The organism is Tepidanaerobacter sp. GT38 (assembly GCF_021991635.1).
Lineage (GTDB): Bacteria > Bacillota > Thermosediminibacteria > Thermosediminibacterales > Tepidanaerobacteraceae > DTU063.
The window spans coordinates 1-20391 of sequence record NZ_JAFFJA010000088.1 but is presented as its reverse complement, the minus strand read 5'-3'; the positions used below and the strand labels follow the sequence as shown (position 1 = coordinate 20391).

The following is a 20391-nucleotide window of genomic DNA, read 5'->3' as shown; positions in this document are numbered from 1 at the left end:
AAAAAATGTGTCGCATTTAATATTGCAATTTAAGATTAGTGAGAATTAGTGGAGCTTTACTTTATTTTTGTACGATGATATACTTTTTTTAGCAAATTCTCGGAGAGAGAGGCTTTTTTAATGGAAAGACTTACAGTATTACTGGCTTTAATGGCACTTGATGCAGGCGGAGCCGAAACCCATGCTGTTTCTCTTGCTAAACAACTAAAAAAGCGCGGAGTAAATGTCATAGTGGCTTCTCACGGCGGAAAATTGACGAAAGTTTTAGAAGACAGCGGTATTTGCCATTATACGTTGCCCCTTGACAGAAAATCTCCTATACACCTGGCAAGTTCTATTAGAGGCCTTACAGATATTGTGAAAAGACACCAAGTAAATATTGTACATGCTCATGCCAGAATACCTGCCTGGATTTCCCAGTGGGTAAGTTTTATTACCGGCTGTCCTTACATAACCACATCTCATGGGATTTATTCCACTGGCTGGGGTATGAGGCATATAACTACATGGGGTCGCAAGGTTATTGCCGTCAGCGAGGATGTTAAAAATCACCTTATTAACGGATTTAAAGTAAATCCGGATAAAATTGTAGTTATTCCTAATGGTATTGACCTTGAACAATTTAACCCTCAAAATGTGGATTCATTTACCGTAAAACAAGAATTAGGATTAAAACCTGAAGATCTAAAGATAATATACATTAGCCGACTCATGGGTGCGCGAGGCGAAATTGCTTTAAGATTAATAGAAGCCATGCCGGAGATTGTAGAAGTCTTTCCTACTGCTATTTTGGTGATTGTAGGTGAAGGTGACAAGTACGAAATAATCAAACAGCAGGCAGCAGAGTACAACCTGAAATTTCAGCAAAACAAGGTTATCGTCACCGGAGCTCGTCTTGATACTCCTATATTTATGAATATGGCGGATGTAGCTGTTGGAGTAGGACGTGTAGCTTTAGAAGCAATGGCTATGGAAAAGCCTGTTATAATTGCCGGCGAGGCAGGGTTTATGGGTATATTGGGACCGGAAAACTTTAAAGTGGCTATGAAACACAACTTTAGCGGTCGGGGAGCAAATATGAAAACTGATGCGCTAAGTATAGCGGAAGCCATAAATACTCTGCTGAGTGATGCTGAGCTAAGGAAAAAATTAGGGGCTTTCGGCCGACAAGAAGTTGCTAAGCATTTTTCCATAGAAACTATGACAGATGAAGTCTTAAGAGTATATCATCAGGTAATTGAGGAGGTTAAAAATGAGCCTAATAGATAACAAAGGCAGGGTATTTGGATTAATAAACATTATAGATTTATTGGTCATTTTATTGATTGTAGCCGTTATTGGCCGCTTTACCCTAATGCAAAAGCAGCAGTCGGCCGGGGTAGTTACGAAAAATATAGAGGTAGTAGTGCACGTCAAAGAAGTAAGAGATGCCACTTGTAATGCAGTCAAAGTGGGAGATGTTGTGAAAGAAACCAAGACCAATGCAGTTTTAGGCAAAGTAACTAATGTGGAAATTGTGCCATCAGAAACTCTTGTAGAAACTGCCGATGGGCGTGTAGTGGTATATCCTAATCCGGTATATAAAGATATGTATATTACATTACAGGGTACCGGTTCTGCCGGCGAAAATGCCATTGTGCTTGGCAGCAATGAAATACGAATCGGCACCACATTGCAGTTAAAAACAAATATGTATTCAGTGACTTCAACGGTTATGAGTATAGATGTACAATAATACCCTTTGCCGTATGAGGAGATCGTAAATGGATAACTTATGGATACAAAACAGTCTTTTTATAAGTATAATTACATTTTTGTTTAGACCTGAAATATATAAAAACAGCTTGTTTTATAAAATAATATATTCATTTGGCCTGTTTTTTTCCAAAGCGATTAAAGGCAGTTGGATCAGAGCGCTTTTGGCATATGAGAGTTGGGAATATGGAGCAATAAAGCAGAGTCGATTGATTACAGCTTTCAGAAAGATTAACAATCCATTAATAAAGCTTCGGCGCTTTTTAAATTGCATTATACAAAACAGCTTTCCATTTAAGATCGTATTAAATTTCGTCAATGCCTTTGTACAAGCTCCTATTTCAGCTGCAATTCACATTTTATTGCCTTTTATGCTGACAATAACCTTTTTGCAGGGGCTTTTTGAGAACTTCACTCCAAAAGGTTTGCTTTTTCGAGCAATATTAATTATTTTATTATTTTTTTTGTTAAATGCTGGAGCATCTTTGAAGTCTTTGTTGAACTCTAGCGGAATCTGTAAGTTTTGCCAATGGTTTTTGGGTGTAAACATATTACCGCAAAACACCTCTACCGGTGCTTTGACTTTTAAAAATAGGCCGGAATTTGGTGCAATTGGCACCATAACCGGTTTTTTATACTACTTTCTACCACAGACTACTTTTATAAAGTTATTCGGCATTATTTTCGGATCTATGGCCATTTATATATGGCCGTGGATAGGTTTTGTACTCACGGCATTTGTGCTGCCTTTGTTGCCAACTACATATACAGTCGGAATTATAGGACTGACATTTTTATCTGTATTGCTCAATTATGATGATATTGACAAAATCATACCGGCACCAGTCATCCCGGCATTGCTGTTTATGGCGGCAGCAGGCATAGCGGCTGTGTTTTCAGTTGTCAGAGCTGAAAGCATTAAAACCCTTCCTCTTTATGTTGCATATTTTATGATATTTTACAGCGCTTCAGTTTTATTCAGAGATTCAAAAACCGTAAAGTTAGTACTAGTTTCCATAATTATTTCTACGCTAATACTTTCGATGCTGGGTATTTATCAATATTTCTTTGTTAAAATTCCTACAGCCACGGCTTGGGTTGATGCAAACCAGTTCCCCGAACTTACAACGCGTGTATATGCTACATTGGAAAACCCCAATGTGCTTGGTGAATATTTGGGCCTTGCAATTCCTCTGCTGGTGGGATTTTTATGGGCTTCAGGCAAATTCAGGCAAAAAGTGTTTTTAGTTATGGTTTTATGTATTTTGACAGTGTGCCTTATTTTGACCTTTTCCAGAGGCGCATGGTTGGGCCTGGCAGTATCCGCCTTCATCTTTGCACTAATTAAAGAACCAAGGCTGTTAGTATTATTTATCATACTAACTATTGTGGCACCCATGTTCTTACCGTCAGTAGTTATGAATCGCATAGCGAGTATCGGCAGCCTACAGGACAGTTCGAATGCCTATAGAATTACTATATGGATTGCAGCATTGAGAATGATAAAGGACTACTGGTTAACCGGTGTGGGTTTGGGACTAGCGGCATTTTCTAGAGTTTACAGAGATTATATGATAGCAGGAGCCCCAGCTGTCCATGCTCATAACTTATACTTAGAAATATGTCTCGAACTTGGAGTTCTTGGACTCTTAGCTCTCTTTTGGATGGTTTTTAGAGGCTTCTCTCAGGCACTAACATGTATAGCTGGCAATAATAGAGCTTCTTATATTATAGCGGGTATTACTGCAGCCATAGTCGGCCATTTGTTCCATGGATTATTCGATTATGTGTGGTATAGCCCGAGAATTGTTATGGCTTTCTGGATGTTTTTAGGCATGATGTCTGCTCTTGCATCTAGAAGAAGTTTTGCTAATAATGAGGTAGAGGAGAAAGTATAATGATAAAGGTTCTCCATGTCCTTACAGATACAAATATAGGTGGTGCCGGCAGATACCTTTTCAATTTATTATCCTTCCAAGACAAAGACCGTTTTCAAATCATGGTAGCTTGCCCCGGTGGCGGCGAGCTAGAAAGACAGTTGAGGAGCAGAGGTATTCGTGTATTTACTTTGGACGGCGGAGAGAGTTCTACGAACCTTGGACACATACAAAAGCTCAGGCACATTATTTCCCGGGAAAAAATAGACATTGTACATACACATGCAAGCCTTGCTGGTCGGATAGCTGGAAAATTATCGGGATGTAAAGTAGTTATGACCAGGCATGGCTTAAGCAGCAGTAACAATGGGCCGGTTAAGAGGTTTATTACAAAAGTTATTTCAAGGCTTTCCACTGACCGAATAATAGCCATTTCTCGGGCTGTGAAGATTAACCTTATAGACAGCGGTGTACCGGCAAATATGATTACTACGATATATAATGGTATAGATTTATCGAAATTTGAAAATGTAAAGGGCACTTTACGGGAAGAGCTAAGTTTAGCCCCTGACATACCAATAGTGGGAATAGTTGCCAGACTAGTGCCAGAGAAGGGTTACGAATACGCAATAAATGCTTTTTATCAGGTGCTGAAAGTTTTTCCTTCAGCGCTCCTTGTAATCATAGGAGAAGGCCCGCTTAGAGAATCATTGAAAGAGATGTGTGTAAGACTGGGTATAGAAAATAATGTAGTCTTTATGGGCTACAGACAAGATGTAGAAAACCTTGTGGCAGACTTCGATGTATTTGTGCTTCCCTCTGTCAGCGAAGGATTGGGTTTGGCATTACTTGAAGCAATGGCCCTTGGAAAGCCGGCAGTTGCCACTGAAATAGGTGGAATACCTGAAGTTATAAAACACGGGGTAAACGGCATTTTAGTACCTGCCGGAAATGATAAATATTTAGCTGAGGGCATAATAAAAGTTTTATCCGATAAAAATCAGGCAAAGATGCTTGGCCGTGAGGCTCAGAAGACGGTCTTCCAAAAGTTTTCTTCGAAAACAATGATTGAAAATACCGAAGAGGTTTACTTGGAGATTCTTCAACGAGTTTGAGTTATAAAGCAAGCTGTATAAAACCATGAAGGCATTGCCGAGGAATGCTGGGTTTGTACAATTAGGGGGATTTTATCTCTATGAAAAAAGGAGAAAAATTGATAAAACGAGTACTGGTTTCCGGTTATTACGGTTTTGGTAATGCCGGAGATGAAGCCATACTAATTGCTATCGTAGATTCACTTAAAAAATTAAAAAGCAATATAGAAATTACGGCCCTTTCCGCAGACCCTTTTAAAACCAAAGAGCAATATGGTATAAATGCGGTTCAGAGGACGAGCCCTCTTGCAATAATACGTGAAATTTCAAGGGCCGACCTGGTAATTAGCGGAGGAGGAGGCCTTCTTCAGGATGTTACCAGTAACCGGTCAATCCCTTATTACTTATTTATCTTGTATTTGGCAAAAAGGTTGAACAAAAAAGTAATGTTCTATGCCAATGGTGTTGGGCCGGTTTTTAGAGAGATGAACAAGCGCATGATTAAGCTTGTAGGAAATATGGTAGATCTTATTACAGTAAGGGACGAGCAATCTAAAAAAGAGCTGGAAAATCTCGGCGTGACAAAACCCCCAATTATAGTTACTGCAGATCCGGCATTCGTGCTTAAACCCATAGAAGATGATAAAGGATATGACTTGCTAAATAGACTCAACATAAGTTTTGCTGAGGATAGGCCGCGAATTGGAGTTTCTGTAAGGCCGTGGAACTTGAATAAAAGCAGGGAAGTAATTGCCAAGGCTTGTGACTACCTGGTTAAAAGTCACAATGCAGATATTATATTTTTGCCCATGCAGTATCCTAATGATTATCATGAGTCACTTGAAGTCATGAAATTAATGAGAGAAAGCGCGAGAGTTATTCCGGAAGCGCTGGACCCGCGAGAGGTCTTGTGGTTATGCGGTAAAATGGATATAATCTTTGGAATGCGTCTTCACGCTTTAATCTTTGGTGCCATGACTGGGGTACCGCTGGTAGGTCTGGTCTACGATCCAAAAGTGGAATATTTCCTCAAGCGCGTTAACCAACTTTCGGCTGGCAAACCTGGAGATTTAGATTTAATTTCCCTTTGCGATTTACTTGAAAAAGCATTAAGCAATATACCGGAGAATAAAAAGTTGCTTCAAGGGAAAAAAGGAGAGTTGAAACTATTGGCAAAAGAAAATGCAAAGCTAGCAGTATATTTGCTGGAGGATAAAAATGAAAGATGATGGCAGGGAACGAATAAATATCTTTGGCGTTTTACTTGACCGCGTCGATTATAATAAAGCTTGCGAGAGAGTAGAGCAGTTTTTGCAGTACTCTGGCAGTAACGTAATAGTTACGCCTAATGCGGAAATGATTATGGCTGCATGCAAAAACACGGATTTTATGGAAATGCTAAATACCGCAGATATGTGTCTGCCAGATGGTATAGGTGTCGTAATAGCATCACGGATATTAGGCGATCCGCTTCCGGAGAGGACTACTGGTTTTGACTTCATGATGAAGCTGATAAACATGGCAGAAAAACAGGGGTTGAGTCTATTTTTACTGGGCGGAAAACCAGGCGTAGCCCAAAAGGCAGCCGACAAAATAAAGGCAATGTTTCCGGGAGTTAATATTGCCGGAACTCACCATGGTTATTTTAAAAATGAAGGCGAATATAATATACTTAATATAATAAACGATAAAAGCCCCGATATTTTACTGGTGGCTATGGGCTTTCCCAAACAGGAAAAATTCATGATAAAAAATAAAAATAAGCTCAAATTTCGTGTGGCCATTGGTGTAGGTGGAAGTTTTGATGTGCTTTCGGGGGATGTAAGCCGTGCACCGGTTTTTATGCAAAGGGCAGGTCTGGAATGGTTATACAGGCTTATAACCCAACCTTGGCGGTTTAAAAGGATGACAGTGCTACCCATTTTCTTAATAAAAGCAATAATACATAGATTGTTTTCAGGTAAAATAAAATCTAATAGCTAAAGAAGTGAGTCTATGAAACTGAAATCCTTTTTCCGCGATTATGGGCAGATAGTTTTAGGTTGTTTTATTGGCGCCTTAGGTCTTTCAATGTTCCTTGTGCCAAGTAAGCTGGCGGCAGGCGGTGTTAGTGGTGTGGCTATAGTCCTGCACCACCTTTTTAAGCTGCCGGTGGGTTGGACAATGCTGATGCTAAATGTGCCACTTTTTCTGGCGGCTGTTGTCCTTTTTGGAAAAAGTGTGGGTATAAAAACTTTAATTGGTGGACTGCTGTTTTCAGTTTTTACAGAAATTACTGCCGATTTTCCTGTGCCTACCCAAGACCTAATCCTTTCTACCGTATACGGTGGTATAGTGCTTGGAATAGGGCTTGGTATTGTATTTAGGGCAAGGGCATCAACGGGCGGAACTGATTTAGCTTCTATGATTTTACACCACTTTGTGCCATCTATAAGTGTTGGGCAAGGCATATTAATTATAGATTTTTTTGTAATAATTCTAAGCGGCATTGCTTTTGATTGGGAATTGGCAATGTACGCTTGGATTTCACTGTTTATCAGCAGTAAAGTTATAGATTTGATTCAAGAAGGCTTTAACTATGCGAAAGCTGTTTTTATAGTATCTGTTAAAGCAGAAGAGATATCAAATAAAATCTTGACAGAAATAGGTAGAGGGGTTACCTTATTTAGTGCTAAGGGGGGGTTCTCGCGTCAAAATAAAAATGTATTGCTATGTGTCATAACCCGATTTGAAGTGTCTAAACTTAAAAGTCTCGTTCATGAAACAGATCCGAGAGCTTTTGTAATTATTCATGATGTACACGAGGTTTTAGGTGAAGGCTTTAGTTATGAGATACATGATGATAAATTTTTAAAGGAGTGAGTTTTTAAGATGAGTGTTTCAAGGCAGACTATTGAGGAACTTCAATCAAAAGCCCGCATTATTAGGCGCCATATAGTAGAAATGATTGCCGAAGCTGGTTCCGGTCATCCAGGGGGATCGCTGTCCAGTGCAGATATTGTTACAGCACTGTATTTTCATGTAATGAATGTGGATCCTAAAAATCCTAAGTGGCCTGAAAGGGATAGATTAGTACTATCTAAGGGGCATGCAGCGCCTGTGGTTTATGCAGCTTTGGCTGAGAAAGGCTTTTTTCCTAAAGAAGAGCTGCTAAAACTAAGGAAAACTGGGGCAATGCTTCAAGGACATCCGGATATGAAAGCAACACCGGGCTTAGATATGACTACAGGTTCTTTAGGACAGGGCCTGTCTGCTGCAAATGGCATGGCACTTGCTGCAAAACTTGATAATAAAGACTACCGAGTATATGTAATAATGGGTGATGGTGAGATACAGGAAGGCCAGATTTGGGAAGCGGCTATGACCGCAGCTCATTACAAACTGGATAATTTAACAGCATTTGTAGACCACAATGGCTTGCAAATCGATGGTCCTATAACTAAAGTAATGTCACCAGAAAGTATACAGGAAAAGTTTAAAGCCTTTGGCTGGAATGTAATAGATATAGATGGTCATGACATACAGCAAATACTGGAAGCTGTTGAAGAGGCTAAAACCGTAAAAGGCAAACCAACCGTTATAGTATCAAAAACCGTAAAAGGTAAAGGCGTACCTTTTATGGAAAATCAGGTAGGATGGCATGGAAAAGCGCCAACATTAGATCAGGCAAAAGAAGCCCTCGAGATTTTATAATAGATTGGAGGAGATAGGGATGACAAAGATTGCAACCCGTGAAGCTTATGGAGAGGCTTTAGCTGAAATTGGAGCAGATATAAAGGATATTGTAGTCTTAGATGCGGACCTTTCAGGATCTACTAAGACGGCAGTTTTTGCTAAAAAATTCCCTGAGCGGTTTTTTAATATAGGTATAGCAGAGCAAGACCTAATGGGAACTGCAGCAGGTCTTGCAACCTGTGGTAAAATCCCTTTTGCAAGCACCTTCGCCGTTTTCGCTACAGGCAGGGCTTTTGAGCAGATTAGAAATTCAATTTGTTATCCCAATTTAAATGTAAAAATTGCTGCTACCCATGCGGGGCTCACCGTAGGAGAGGATGGCGCTACACATCAGTCAATTGAAGATTTAGCTCTTATGAGAGCATTACCCAATATGACTGTTATAAGTCCTGCTGATGCTGTAGAGGCTAAAAAGGCCGTAAAAGCTGCAGCACTTCATGAAGGGCCGGTATACCTTAGATTCGGACGCATGGCAGTGGAAACAATTTTTGATGAAGATTATGAATTTAAGATAGGCAAAGGCAAAATATTAAGAGAAGGCAAAGATGTGGCAATTGTTGCCACCGGAATTATGGTTGGCGAAGCCTTAAAAGCTGCCCATATTTTAGAAAAAGACGGCTTAAATGCAATGGTTGTTAACATACATACAATAAAGCCTATCGATGAAGAGGTAATATTACAAGCAGCCGAATGCGGCGCTATTGTCACCGCCGAAGAACATACAATCATAGGCGGACTTGGCAGTGCCGTTGCAGAAGTTTTAGCAGAGAAAAAACCTACGCCTATGCGGAGAATAGGCGTGAGAGATAAATTCGGCCAATCAGGCAAACCTGATGAACTATTAAAACTATATAACTTGACAGCTGAGGATATAGCAAGTGCTGCAAAAGAAATGAAAAGATAGCTAATAGGCCCCAGAAATGGGGCTCTTTAGTTAAATGCTCCCGATTTTCAAGCTTTTTGGAGGGAGGTGGAATTCGAAGTATGTCATATAAGATAGCCATCGTTGCTCCTTATCCTGAATTATGCGAAATTGCCAAACAGGTATGCAATGAGCTGGAGGTTGATGCTGCAGTTGTAGTAGGTGATCTGGAGGAAGGGGTTAAAGCTGCAAAAGAACTAATGGACAAAGGTGTTGAAGTTATAATTAGTCGTGGAGGAACTGCAACAGCTATATCCAGGCAACTGGATGAACCCATTGTGGAGATCGTTGTTAGCCCTTATGATATAATGCGTGCAGTAGCAAGTGCTAAAAAATATGGCAATCATATAGGGGTAGTAGGATTTCGAAATGTTATATATGGAAGTAAGAGCTTGGAGGAAATACTTGATGTAAAAATTGAAGAACTTGAAGTTAAAGATGAAAAAGATGTATTAAACGTTATTAATATGGCAAAGCAAAAAGGCATACAGGTTATAGTGGGGGATGCTGTATCTGTCAGATACAGCAAAAAATCCGGTCTCCAGGCAATGCTTGTTACATCAGGAAAAGAATCTATAAGCATGGCACTTAGAGAAGCTAAAGAGCTAGTTGCGGTTAGACGGAGGGAAAAAGCAAAAGCAGAACAATTTAAAGCAATACTGGATTTTACATATGAGGGAATTATTGCTACTGATGCCGATGGCAGGATATCATTAGTAAATCCTGCGGCAGAAAAAATATTAGGCAAACCTAAAACATCTCTTATAAATCAACCTGCAGGTGAAGTCTTGCCAAGTCTTGCAATAAAAAGAGTTCAGGAAAAGGCAAAACCGCTTTTAGGTGAACTTCATAGAGTTGGAAATTCCATGCTGGTTCATAATTTAGTGCCGGTAGTAACTAATGGCGAAACAACAGGTATTGTAATAACATTTCAGGGAGTAGGGCATATTCAAGAAGTTGAGAATAAAGTGCGAAAGCAGCTTTATCTAAAAGGGCATGTGGCTCGATATACCTTTGGAGATATTATTACATGTTCGACAGCACTGAAAAAGGTCATTAATCAGGCACAGCAATTTGCCCAGGCTGAGGCGTCTGTGGTCATTACTGGAGAGACTGGAACGGGTAAAGAGATGTTTGCCCAAAGTATACATAACGCAAGTCTTAGAAAGGATAGTCCCTTTGTTGCAATTAATTGTGCGGCAGTTCCTGAGAATCTTTTGGAAAGTGAGCTTTTCGGTTATGAAGAAGGGGCTTTTACCGGTGCTCGTCGTGGAGGCAAAAAGGGACTTTTTGAACTTGCTCACAATGGCACTATATTTCTTGATGAAATCGGTGAACTACCTCTAAAACTCCAGGCACGCTTACTTAGAGTTCTTCAAGAAAAAGCAGTAATACCAATAGGCGGAGACACGGTGATTCCGATTAATGTGCGTATTATTGCTGCAACTCATAGAAACTTAGAAGAATCGGTAAACAATGGTACCTTTCGTCAAGATTTATACTATAGGCTAAACGTGCTTAGATTGTCGTTGCCTCCATTGCGGGAGAGGAAAGACGATATACCTTTGTTGATAGATCGTTTACTTGAAAAGATTTGTAATAAAACTGCCAAGAAGCGCCCCATAATTACCGATGACGCACTGAGAATGTTTTATTCTTACCATTGGCCGGGAAATGTAAGAGAGCTTCAAAATATTTTAGAAAGATTAGTGGTGTTAAAGGCAGGTTGTAAAGTTTATGCTGAAGATATATGTGAAATGATAAAAATACCTAAGGACAAAATAGAAAATACTGAGGCGCTTAGTGGTACACTAATAGAACTAAAAGGAAGCCTTGATGATATGGAAAAGGCTATAATATGCAAAACCTTAGAACTAACAGGTTATGATAAAGAGCGAACATGTAAAAAACTTGGAATAAGCCAGACTACTTTGTGGCGAAGGTTAAAAAAGTGGAATATTGCAGATTGAAATTTATTTCAATTTGAAAGAATTCGCTCCTATTTGTTTAAACTTATATATATTCAGGAAAACGAGGCTGTTTTTATAATATACAGCCTCTTTTCATATTAAAAAAAAGAAATGTAATGTAATTATTGTATGACTTTAAAAATAAAAAAAGTATCTCTCTAAAGTTGCGTATTTAGAGAATTTACAGTCTAGGTTTTTATTTTAAATTCAATATTGGCATAAATATTGCTTATACAAAATAGTGACAAAAAATTTAACTTATCTTTTACAGCACTTTCGACATTGACAACCTATCGGAAGGAGTAAATATATGGGATACATATCTATTATAGCAGATGATCTGACCGGTGCTAGCGATACAGGCATTCAATTTCGTAAATACGGTTTAAAAACAAAAGTTATACTAGATATCGATGAGTTAGGTCAGTTTCTAGATCAAGAAGAAATATTGGCAATTAATTCAAATACACGGCCATTAAATGGTGAAAAGGCCTACAAGATAGTTTATGATATATGCTGCCTGCTAAAACAAGCCGGTTTTGGTCGGATATATAAAAAAGTAGATTCAACATTTAGAGGCAATCCGGGGATAGAACTAGAAGCAGTCATGGACGGACTAAACTCTAATTTAGCAATATTAGCGCCGTCATTTCCTGATAACGGTAGATGCATGATAGATGGTTATTTGAAAGTTTCACCAGTTTATGCAGGTACAAAAGACGAGGGACTAACTGACACAATAAATCAAACCGACCAACAACTAGGTCATATTCCGACAATAATTCAAAAGCAAATGAAAAGAAAAGTTGCCAGCATTGATTTAGAAACAGTTAGACAAGGAATTTCAGCAATCTTAAGTAAGGTAGAAAAACTTTGTGCAAAAGGTTACCAAGTAATGATAATAGATGCTGAAACAAAGGAAGATTTAGAAAATATCGCACTGGCGTGTAAATCCTTACCCGAGGAGACCGTAATGGCTGGATCAGCAGGGTTTGCATCGTTTTTACCGAAGGTTTTGGATTTACCTACAAATACTCTAAAACAGTCACCGTCGAAAAAAGGGATTATTTTGGCGGTGGCAGGGACATGTAATCCAACTACCAGAACACAGATAGACCAAGTTATAAAAAACACCGATGCAATTTTGATAAAAATTGATACTGATAGGATAATAAATGGAATGACCGGAGAAGAAGTAGAAAATGTAGTGGGGAAAATGCGTCAGTTGAACAAAACAGACGAGGTTAATGGAAAAATATCTATTATAGCTGTAGATTCTCTTTTTAAACTTAATCTAGATACCTACCCAATTAAACAATGGGGCAAAACCATAGCTAAAGCTATTGGAGAAATCGTAGGAAGATTAGTTGATGAACAGATGGTAAAAAGCCTTGTTATAACAGGCGGTGATACTGCTCTTCACGTATTAAATGCTTTAAAAGCAAAAGGAATAGATTTAGAAGAGGAAGTTCTTCCAGGGATACCACTAGGTCGTTTAATCGGCGGAAAAGCAAGTGATATTCCTGTTATAACTAAAGCTGGTGGCTTTGGAACACCGACTGCTCTTTTAGAAGTCATACAGCATTTACAAACAAAAGAAAAAACAAGAGTTTGTTAAGCAGACCAAATAATAATTATTCAAAAATAAAAAATAATTGGAAAGGTGGTATTATAATGCAGAAGACAAAACCTGTAATAGCAATAACAGTGGGTGACCCTTGTGGAATTGGTCCTGAAATAACGGCTAAAGCACTGAGTAATGCTGAAATATATGATATGTGCTGTCCCGTGGCCATTAGTGATGCAGATGTAATGAGGCAAGCTGTTGAAATAGCCAAAGTTAATCTAAAAATCAATTCTGTTGAGAATCTCGAAGACTGCAAATACGAATATGGGACTATAGATGTTTTAAATATAAAGAATGTTGACGTTGAGGAAATTCAGTTTGGCAAAGTAACTAAAATGGGAGGTGAAGCAAGTTTTCAATACATTGTAAAAGGTATCCAATTAGCTTTAGAAGGCAAAGTAGATGCAGTTACAACAGGTCCGATACATAAAAAAGCCATAAATTTAGCAGGTCATGAATATTCAGGCCACACAGAGATATTTGCAGATTATACTAAAACAAAAGATTATTGCATGATGCTTGTTGATGGGGATTTTAGAGTTTCTCACGTTACAACACATGTATCATTTAGGCAGGTGCCTGATTTAGTAAAAAAAGCCAGAGTTCTTAAAGTAATAGAGTTAACAAATGAAGCATTGATAAAAATGGGTATAAAACAACCACGCATAGCAGTAGCTGGCTTAAATCCACATTCTGGTGAAGAAGGTCTTTTTGGCAGGGAAGAAATAGAAGAAATTGAGCCTGCTATAAAAGAGGCTAACCAAATTGGAATACAGGCAGAAGGCCCTGTGCCACCAGATACAGTATTTGTAAAAATGAGGGGTGGCCAATACGATGCGGTGGTTGCCATGTACCATGACCAAGGCCATATTCCAACTAAACTCGTTGGCTTTAAGTACGATGACAAATTAGGCAAATGGGGTTCGGTGGCAGGTGTTAATACAACATTGGGCTTGCCTATAATTAGAACATCTGTGGACCACGGTGTGGCTTTCGGTAAAGCAGGCAAAGGCACGGCAAATCCCGAAAGCATGATTGATGCAATTAAACTTGCAGCTGTGATGGCGGGTGGAAAGGAATGATTTCATTATGAAAAAAATACTCATAACAAGTCCTATCCATGCTTATGGAACTAATATGCTTAAGGAAAAATTTGAAGTGATTATAGCTCCTGATGAAAATAAAGAAACCATTATCAAACTGGTTGAAGATGCCGATGCAATGATTGTTCGTCTAGCTGAAATCGATAAAGATATCATTAGTAATGGTAAGAAGCTTAAAATCATAGCAAAACATGGTGCAGGTGTTGACAATATAGACGTTAAATATGCTACCAAGAGAGGAATTTATGTAGTTAATACAGGAAATGCAAATTCCCTTTCTGTAGCAGAACATACTATAGCCGGCATATTAGCCGTATTTAAAAGAATAAATATTGTTGATAATGCTGTTAGAGCTGGTAATTGGTTTATTAAGAATGACAACAAATCTATGGACTTTACGGGAAAAACTTTAGGACTAATTGGGTTAGGAAGTATTGGCTCTGAGGTTGCCAGAATGGCGAAGTATGGTTTTAGAATGAATATATTAGCTTATGATCCCTATGTAGATAAAAATAGAGTAGCTGAAAAAGGCATAAAGATTAAAGATAGTCTAGAAGAAATATTTAAAGTGGCAGACATTATTTCAGTCCATACACCTCTTACCGAAGAAACAAAAGGTCTTATTAGCCGAAAACTGTTATCATTACTTAAACCAACTGCTATATTTGTAAATTTTGCAAGAGGTGAAATTGTGGACGAAGAGGCTTTACTTGAATTGCTGAAGGAAGGTAGAATTTTCGGTGCTGCTTTAGATGTTTTTTGTCAAGAACCGCTACCAGATAATAGCCCTTTTCTTGAGCTTGATAATGTTATACTTTCTCCTCATGGGGCTAGTTTTACTGAAGAATGCCGTTTAAGAATGTCAAAATATCTTGCTCAGGATATTATTGCATTTTTTGAAGGTAAAAAACCTGAACGCATTGTTAATCGGGAACTTATTCACTAAAATAACATAGAAAAGGGGATGTATACATGTTTGAACCAAAAGGTATTATTGTAGCAATGTTGACACCTATGTTTGAAGATGAAACGATAAATGAAAAAGAATTGAGGAATCAAGTAAATCGTTTTGTAGATAGTGGAATACATGGTCTTTTTTGCCTTGGTACCAATGGAGAATTCTATGGACTTAGCTATGAAGAAAAACTCAAGGTGATACAAATCGTAGTAGATGAAAATAAGGGTAGGCTTCCTGTCTACGCGGGCACCGGCTGTATAACAACAAAGGAAACAATAAAATTAACACAGAAGGCTAAAGATCTAGGTGCAAATGCAGTAACTGTAGTTTGCCCATATTATGCGGCCAGCAATCAGAAGATGCTGTATAATCATTTTAGAGATTTAGCTTTGGCAGTAGATATACCAATAATACTATATAATATTCCCGGTCGTACAGGGGCAAATTTGGAAGTTGAAACTGTAGAAAAGCTCTCTGAAATAAAAAATATTGTAGGAATAAAAGATAGCAGTGGGAATTTTAATAATTTACTTAAATATATAGAGGCAACACCCGATGATTTTGCAGTTCTTTCCGGAAATGACTCTCTTATATTATGGAACCTTCTTGCCGGAGGCAAGGGAGGAATATCTGGCTGTGCAAATATAGTGCCAAAAGAAGTAGTTGCTATATACGAACGTTTTATTGCGGGAGATTTAGAAGGTGCCAAGAAAGCACAATCTAGCATAAGGCCTATAAGAGAAGTATTCAAAATGGGAAACCCTAATTCAATTATAAAACGAGCAACAGAATTAATGGGCTATGATGTTGGCCCATGCCGAGCTCCATTTAATATCGATGATTCTGAGGTAGATGCAGTATTAAAAGAAGTGCTAAAAAAGTTTGAAAGACAATAAAGGAGAATAAGCATGACAAATATATATCAAATGGGGCTTCCGCGAAGAGTTATAGGTGGAGCAGGAAGCATCTCTCAGCTTTCAGCATTAGCGAAAGATTCTGGAGCGAAAAATATAGTTATACTTACTGATAAAGGTGTATATGGAACTGGGATTACGGCAAAGGCTGAAAAAATACTTTCTGACTATAATACTAAGATTGTAAAAGATGTTCCCCCAGAGCCAGAATATAACCAAGTACTTAATATATACAATAAAGTTAAAAACGATAATTTTGATATGATTGTTGCAATAGGTGGCGGTAGCGTAATGGATACTGCCAAAATATTAGCTGTTCTGTTTACAAATCCAGCATATGCAGAGGATATTTTAAATCCTTCTTTAATTAAAAATAGGGGAATAGCAACAGTTTTTATCCCAACTACTGCGGGAACAGGTTCTGAGGCTACGCCAAACTCTATAGTAGTTGTACCTGAAAAAGAATTAAAGGTAGGAATTGTAAATTCAAATTTCATACCTGATTATGTCATACTTGATGCAGAAATGACTTTGAAACTTCCGCAATCTGTTACAGCATCAACTGGAGTCGACGCATTTTGCCATGCTATAGAGTGTTTCATATCCAAAAAGGCAAATCCTTTTAGTGATATGTACGCATTAAAAGCAATTAGTTTAATATCTAAAAGCATAAGAAATGCATATAACAATGGAGAAGACATATCCGCAAGGGAAGATATGCTTCTCGCGGCATTTTACGGTGGGATGTGTATAGCATCATCGAGTACGGTAGCAGTGCATGCTCTCTCTTACCCCCTTGGAGGGAAATACCGCATTCCTCATGGTATATCAAATGCAATATTACTGCCTTATGTTATGGAATACAATGCGGATTATGTAGAAGATAAATTTAAAGACGTTGCACTTGCTATGGGTATAGATATAAAAAATAAAAATTGTAATGAAATATCCAAAGAAGTTATTAATGAAATTTTTAAAATGACAGAAGATATAAAGATACCTCGTGACCTCAAAAAGTTTGGAATAACAAAAGATGATCTTGAAAATCTTGTGGAGGGTGCTTCCGGGGTAACAAGACTTCTAGATAATAACCCTAAGCCCATGACAAAAGATGATATGAGAAATATATATTTAAAAATAGTATAAAATTTTGGCATAAATAAGTGCTAATAATTGACTATATACGTTAATAAGAAGAATAAAAATAAGAAAGAAATGGATTTTGATAGCATAAGATTATTGCTATTCTGGGCAAATGAAAATATTGAAGGGAGGAATAAAGACCTAATGAATGGGCAGATCTTTAAAAAATACAAGGGCCTAATTACAGGAATTGTTATTGCGTTATTTGCTATTGCCTACCTAATTGGTTCGCTCTTCATCAAACGCACTAAATTTGTCTCAATAGGTGCTGATTTTATGCCGAAAATCTATGGTACTGTACTTTTATTACTAGCGGCTTGTCAGGTTTATCAGGGTTTTTTAGAGGCAAAGCAATTTGTGACCGCAACAGAAAAAAATGAGGTTAAGCAGAAGGACACGAAAAATGTCTTGCTTACGTTTATACTTATTGTTTCCTATGTGGCACTTATGGAACTATTAGGCTTTGTGGTTTCTTCGATGATATTTTTGTTTTTGATGAGTTTGTTGCTTACACCTAAAAACATGAAGCATAATTATATTGTTACCATTATATTTTCGGTTATTTTGCCCTTAGGCGCATATTTATTTTTCCGCAAAATAATGCATCTTTCACTGCCCATTGGGATTATATTTGGGAAATAATCGTGGAAGGAGTGTAGAATGATATGTTAGAATCCTTTGCAATCGGAGCACAAGCAATACTCAATCCACTTTGCCTGCTGAATATATTATTCGGAGTCACGCTAGGGATCGTGTTTGGTGCAATTCCTGGTCTAAGTGCTACTATGGCACTAGCATTATTTCTGCCAATTACCTACAGTATGGATCCTGTAGCTGGAATTGTGCTGCTAGTTTCGCTGTACATTGGCGGTATATCTGGTGGACTTATTTCTGCCATACTCACACGCATCCCTGGCACACCATCATCAGTGGCTACATGCTTTGATGGTTATCCACTTACAGCAAAGGGTGAAGGGCCCAAGGCACTTGGCGTGGGCATCGTATTTTCTTTCATTGGTACAATCATGTCTACCGTTGTGCTAATATTTATGGCACCATGGTTGGCCAAAATAGCAATTAAATTTGGGGCATACGAGTATTTTTCTATTGCCGTGTTTTCCTTGACCATGATGGCAGGTTTATCTGGTAAATCAATAGTTAAAGGTTTAATCTCCGGCTTTATGGGCTGCATATTCGCCACAGTTGGAATGGATAGTATTGGCAGCGTAAAACGATACACTTTTGGAAATGTGCAGCTGGCATCAGGTTTCAATATTCTACCTGTACTTGTTGGCTTGTTTGCAATTTCCGAAATACTTATTACAGCGGAAAAAGCCAAGCATACTAAAGAAATGGAAATTGTCAAAGTAGATATTAAGAATATTAAGGGTTTTGGCTTTACTTGGGAAGAGTTTATAGGTCAAAAATGGAATATGCTGATCTCAGGTTTAATAGGTACTGGTATTGGTATATTGCCAGGAATTGGAGGTGGTATTGCCAACGTTCTTACATATGGTGTCATTAAAAATCGCTCAAAGTACCCTGAGAAGTTTGGAACAGGTATCATTGATGGCATTGTAGCTAGCGAAACATCTAACAATGCAGCAATTGGCGGTGCGTTGGTGCCATTATTAGCGCTGGGTATTCCTGGTGATACCGTTACAGCAATGTTGCTGGGTGGTTTGACAATACAGGGTATATCTCCTGGACCCCTAATGTTTACCGAGAATGTAGATATTGTATACGCTATATTTTTAACTATGATTATCGGTTCTGTAGCAATGTTACTTATTGAATTCTATGGCTTAAGATGGTTTGCAGCTCTACTAAATATTCCTAAACATTATCTCTTACCTGGTATATTTTTATTTTGTGTCATTGGAGCATTCGGAATAGGAAACCGCATATTCGACGTATGGACAGTACTGCTTTTTGGGGCTTTAGGATATGCTTTTCATAAAATGGATATTCCGGCTTCCCCATTTATACTAGGTTTTATCATTGGACCTTTAATGGAAACAAATTTAAGACGTGGTTTGATGTTTTCTCAGGGCGATTTTACTCCATTTTTAACTGAACCAATTTCAGCGTTATTCCTAAGTGCAGCTTTAATAAGTGTTGTTTTAAATGCGTTAAGAATAAAAAGAGCAAAAGTTACAAGTAAAGTTAATATGGATATCTAAATTTTATTAAAAAAAATAAAAGGAGAGATGAAAATGAGAAGGGAAAAAATTATTTCTGTAGTGGTAGTTTTTATGTTGATGTGTAGCTTGATAGTTGGTTGCGGTCAAACCGAGGAAAAAGCCGAAGCACCAACTACTGAACAACCAAATACTGAGCAACAGTCAGATTCATTTGATTATCCTAACAAACCTATTGAAGTTGTTGTTCCGTTTAAAGCAGGTGGTGATACAGATTTTCATGCACGTACCTATGCAAAGTACCTAGAGCCTATTCTGGGTGTACCTGTTGTAGTTATAAATGTAGATGGTGCAAATGGCAGTGCAGGTACTATTCAGGTGCGAGATTCTAATCCTGACGGTTATACAGCGCTATTTTTTCATGATTCAATGTTGATGAACAAGATTGTGGGTGTAACTGATTTTGCACATGAAGCATTTGATATTCGTGCAACAGGTATACTGGATAAATCGTATATACTTGCAGTTAATGCAAATAGCCCTTACCAGTCCCTCGAAGATTTGATCAATTATGCAAAAGACAATCCAGGTCAGATAAAATATGCATCTTCAATCGGTGGTTATACGTATTATGTTGGCAGAAAAATTGAAGAACTTGCAGGTGTTGATTTTAACATTGTTGACGCTGGTGGCGGTGCAGACCGAAATGCTGCATTGCTTGCACAAAAGATTGATATCAATGTAAATCCTTATGGTGTCATGAAACCATATATTGATTCTGGCGACTTCCGTGTGTTGGCAGTTTTTTCAGAGGAGCGCAGCAGCTTGTTCCCTGATGTTCCAACTGCTAAGGAGCAAGGTTATGACATACTTGCGCAACGTGCATACTTCTTGGCTTTTCCAAAAGGAACTGATCCACGTATAATAGAAAAGGTAAGTGACGCTATGGGCCAAGTTGCCGAAATGCCAGAGTATGCAGAAGACATTGCTAAAGCTTATTGCGTTGAACCTGCTTACATGAATACTGCTGATACACAGGATTATCTTGATAATGCAATGAAAGAATTTGAAGATGCATCGTCTATGATTCTTGGCGAATAAGTATAAATTGAGATGGAAATAAATTAAAAGACAAACGCCGCAGAATATTCT

The 20391-nt window shown here is 38.2% G+C and carries 18 protein-coding genes; all 18 read left to right on the top strand.

Going from position 1 to position 20391, the window contains the following annotated elements:
• The first annotated feature begins 120 nt into the window (after positions 1-120).
• A complete protein-coding gene (locus JT739_RS10895) occupies positions 121-1269 on the top strand; it encodes a glycosyltransferase family 4 protein (RefSeq protein WP_237661151.1) in 1149 nt (382 codons plus the stop codon).
• Complete coding sequence (locus JT739_RS10890) at positions 1253-1735, top strand: DUF4330 domain-containing protein (RefSeq protein WP_237661150.1); 483 nt, start codon at positions 1253-1255, stop codon at positions 1733-1735. The genes JT739_RS10895 and JT739_RS10890 overlap by 17 nt, the downstream gene beginning before the upstream one ends.
• Positions 1736-1763: 28 nt before the next feature.
• A complete protein-coding gene (locus JT739_RS10885) occupies positions 1764-3653 on the top strand; it encodes an O-antigen ligase (protein ID WP_237661149.1) in 1890 nt (629 codons plus the stop codon).
• Entirely contained in the window at positions 3653-4747 is a 1095-nt protein-coding gene (locus JT739_RS10880; RefSeq protein WP_237661148.1) for a glycosyltransferase family 4 protein, read from the top strand. The genes JT739_RS10885 and JT739_RS10880 overlap by 1 nt, the downstream gene beginning before the upstream one ends.
• A gap of 80 nt (positions 4748-4827) precedes the next feature.
• The gene (csaB, locus tag JT739_RS10875; RefSeq protein WP_237661147.1) at positions 4828-5955 is read left to right on the top strand and encodes a polysaccharide pyruvyl transferase CsaB; all 1128 of its coding nucleotides are present in this window, start codon (positions 4828-4830) and stop codon (positions 5953-5955) included.
• Positions 5945-6709 (top strand): WecB/TagA/CpsF family glycosyltransferase, encoded by a 765-nt coding sequence (locus tag JT739_RS10870; protein WP_237661146.1) that lies wholly within the window; start codon positions 5945-5947, stop codon positions 6707-6709. Before csaB ends, JT739_RS10870 begins: the two co-directional genes overlap by 11 nt.
• A gap of 12 nt (positions 6710-6721) precedes the next feature.
• Positions 6722-7588 carry a YitT family protein gene (locus JT739_RS10865; protein ID WP_237661145.1) on the top strand — a complete coding sequence of 289 codons (867 nt, stop codon included), beginning with the start codon at positions 6722-6724 and terminating at the stop codon, positions 7586-7588.
• 9 nt (positions 7589-7597) lie between these two features.
• Positions 7598-8419 (top strand): transketolase, encoded by an 822-nt coding sequence (locus JT739_RS10860; protein WP_237661144.1) that lies wholly within the window; start codon positions 7598-7600, stop codon positions 8417-8419.
• A 19-nt stretch (positions 8420-8438) separates the two neighbouring features.
• A complete protein-coding gene (locus JT739_RS10855) occupies positions 8439-9365 on the top strand; it encodes a transketolase family protein (RefSeq protein WP_237661143.1) in 927 nt (308 codons plus the stop codon).
• 80 nt (positions 9366-9445) lie between these two features.
• A complete protein-coding gene (locus JT739_RS10850; RefSeq protein ID WP_237661142.1) occupies positions 9446-11353 on the top strand; it encodes a sigma 54-interacting transcriptional regulator in 1908 nt (635 codons plus the stop codon).
• Positions 11354-11663: 310 nt separating this feature from the next.
• Positions 11664-12971 carry a four-carbon acid sugar kinase family protein gene (locus tag JT739_RS10845; RefSeq protein WP_237661141.1) on the top strand — a complete coding sequence of 436 codons (1308 nt, stop codon included), beginning with the start codon at positions 11664-11666 and terminating at the stop codon, positions 12969-12971.
• A 56-nt stretch (positions 12972-13027) separates the two neighbouring features.
• Entirely contained in the window at positions 13028-14062 is a 1035-nt protein-coding gene (gene pdxA / locus JT739_RS10840; protein WP_237661140.1) for a 4-hydroxythreonine-4-phosphate dehydrogenase PdxA, read from the top strand.
• Positions 14063-14069: 7 nt separating this feature from the next.
• Positions 14070-15029 carry a hydroxyacid dehydrogenase gene (locus JT739_RS10835; protein WP_237661139.1) on the top strand — a complete coding sequence of 320 codons (960 nt, stop codon included), beginning with the start codon at positions 14070-14072 and terminating at the stop codon, positions 15027-15029.
• 26 nt (positions 15030-15055) lie between these two features.
• Positions 15056-15937, top strand: coding sequence for a 4-hydroxy-tetrahydrodipicolinate synthase (dapA, locus tag JT739_RS10830; protein ID WP_237661138.1), 882 nt, complete (start codon positions 15056-15058; stop codon positions 15935-15937).
• 12 nt (positions 15938-15949) lie between these two features.
• A complete protein-coding gene (locus JT739_RS10825; RefSeq protein ID WP_237661137.1) occupies positions 15950-17101 on the top strand; it encodes an iron-containing alcohol dehydrogenase in 1152 nt (383 codons plus the stop codon).
• 141 nt (positions 17102-17242) lie between these two features.
• Complete coding sequence (locus JT739_RS10820; protein ID WP_237661136.1) at positions 17243-17740, top strand: tripartite tricarboxylate transporter TctB family protein; 498 nt, start codon at positions 17243-17245, stop codon at positions 17738-17740.
• 23 nt (positions 17741-17763) lie between these two features.
• Complete coding sequence (locus tag JT739_RS10815) at positions 17764-19281, top strand: tripartite tricarboxylate transporter permease (RefSeq protein ID WP_237661135.1); 1518 nt, start codon at positions 17764-17766, stop codon at positions 19279-19281.
• Between the two features lie 33 nt (positions 19282-19314).
• Positions 19315-20340 (top strand): tripartite tricarboxylate transporter substrate binding protein, encoded by a 1026-nt coding sequence (locus JT739_RS10810; protein WP_237661134.1) that lies wholly within the window; start codon positions 19315-19317, stop codon positions 20338-20340.
• The last annotated feature ends 51 nt before the right edge of the window (positions 20341-20391 follow it).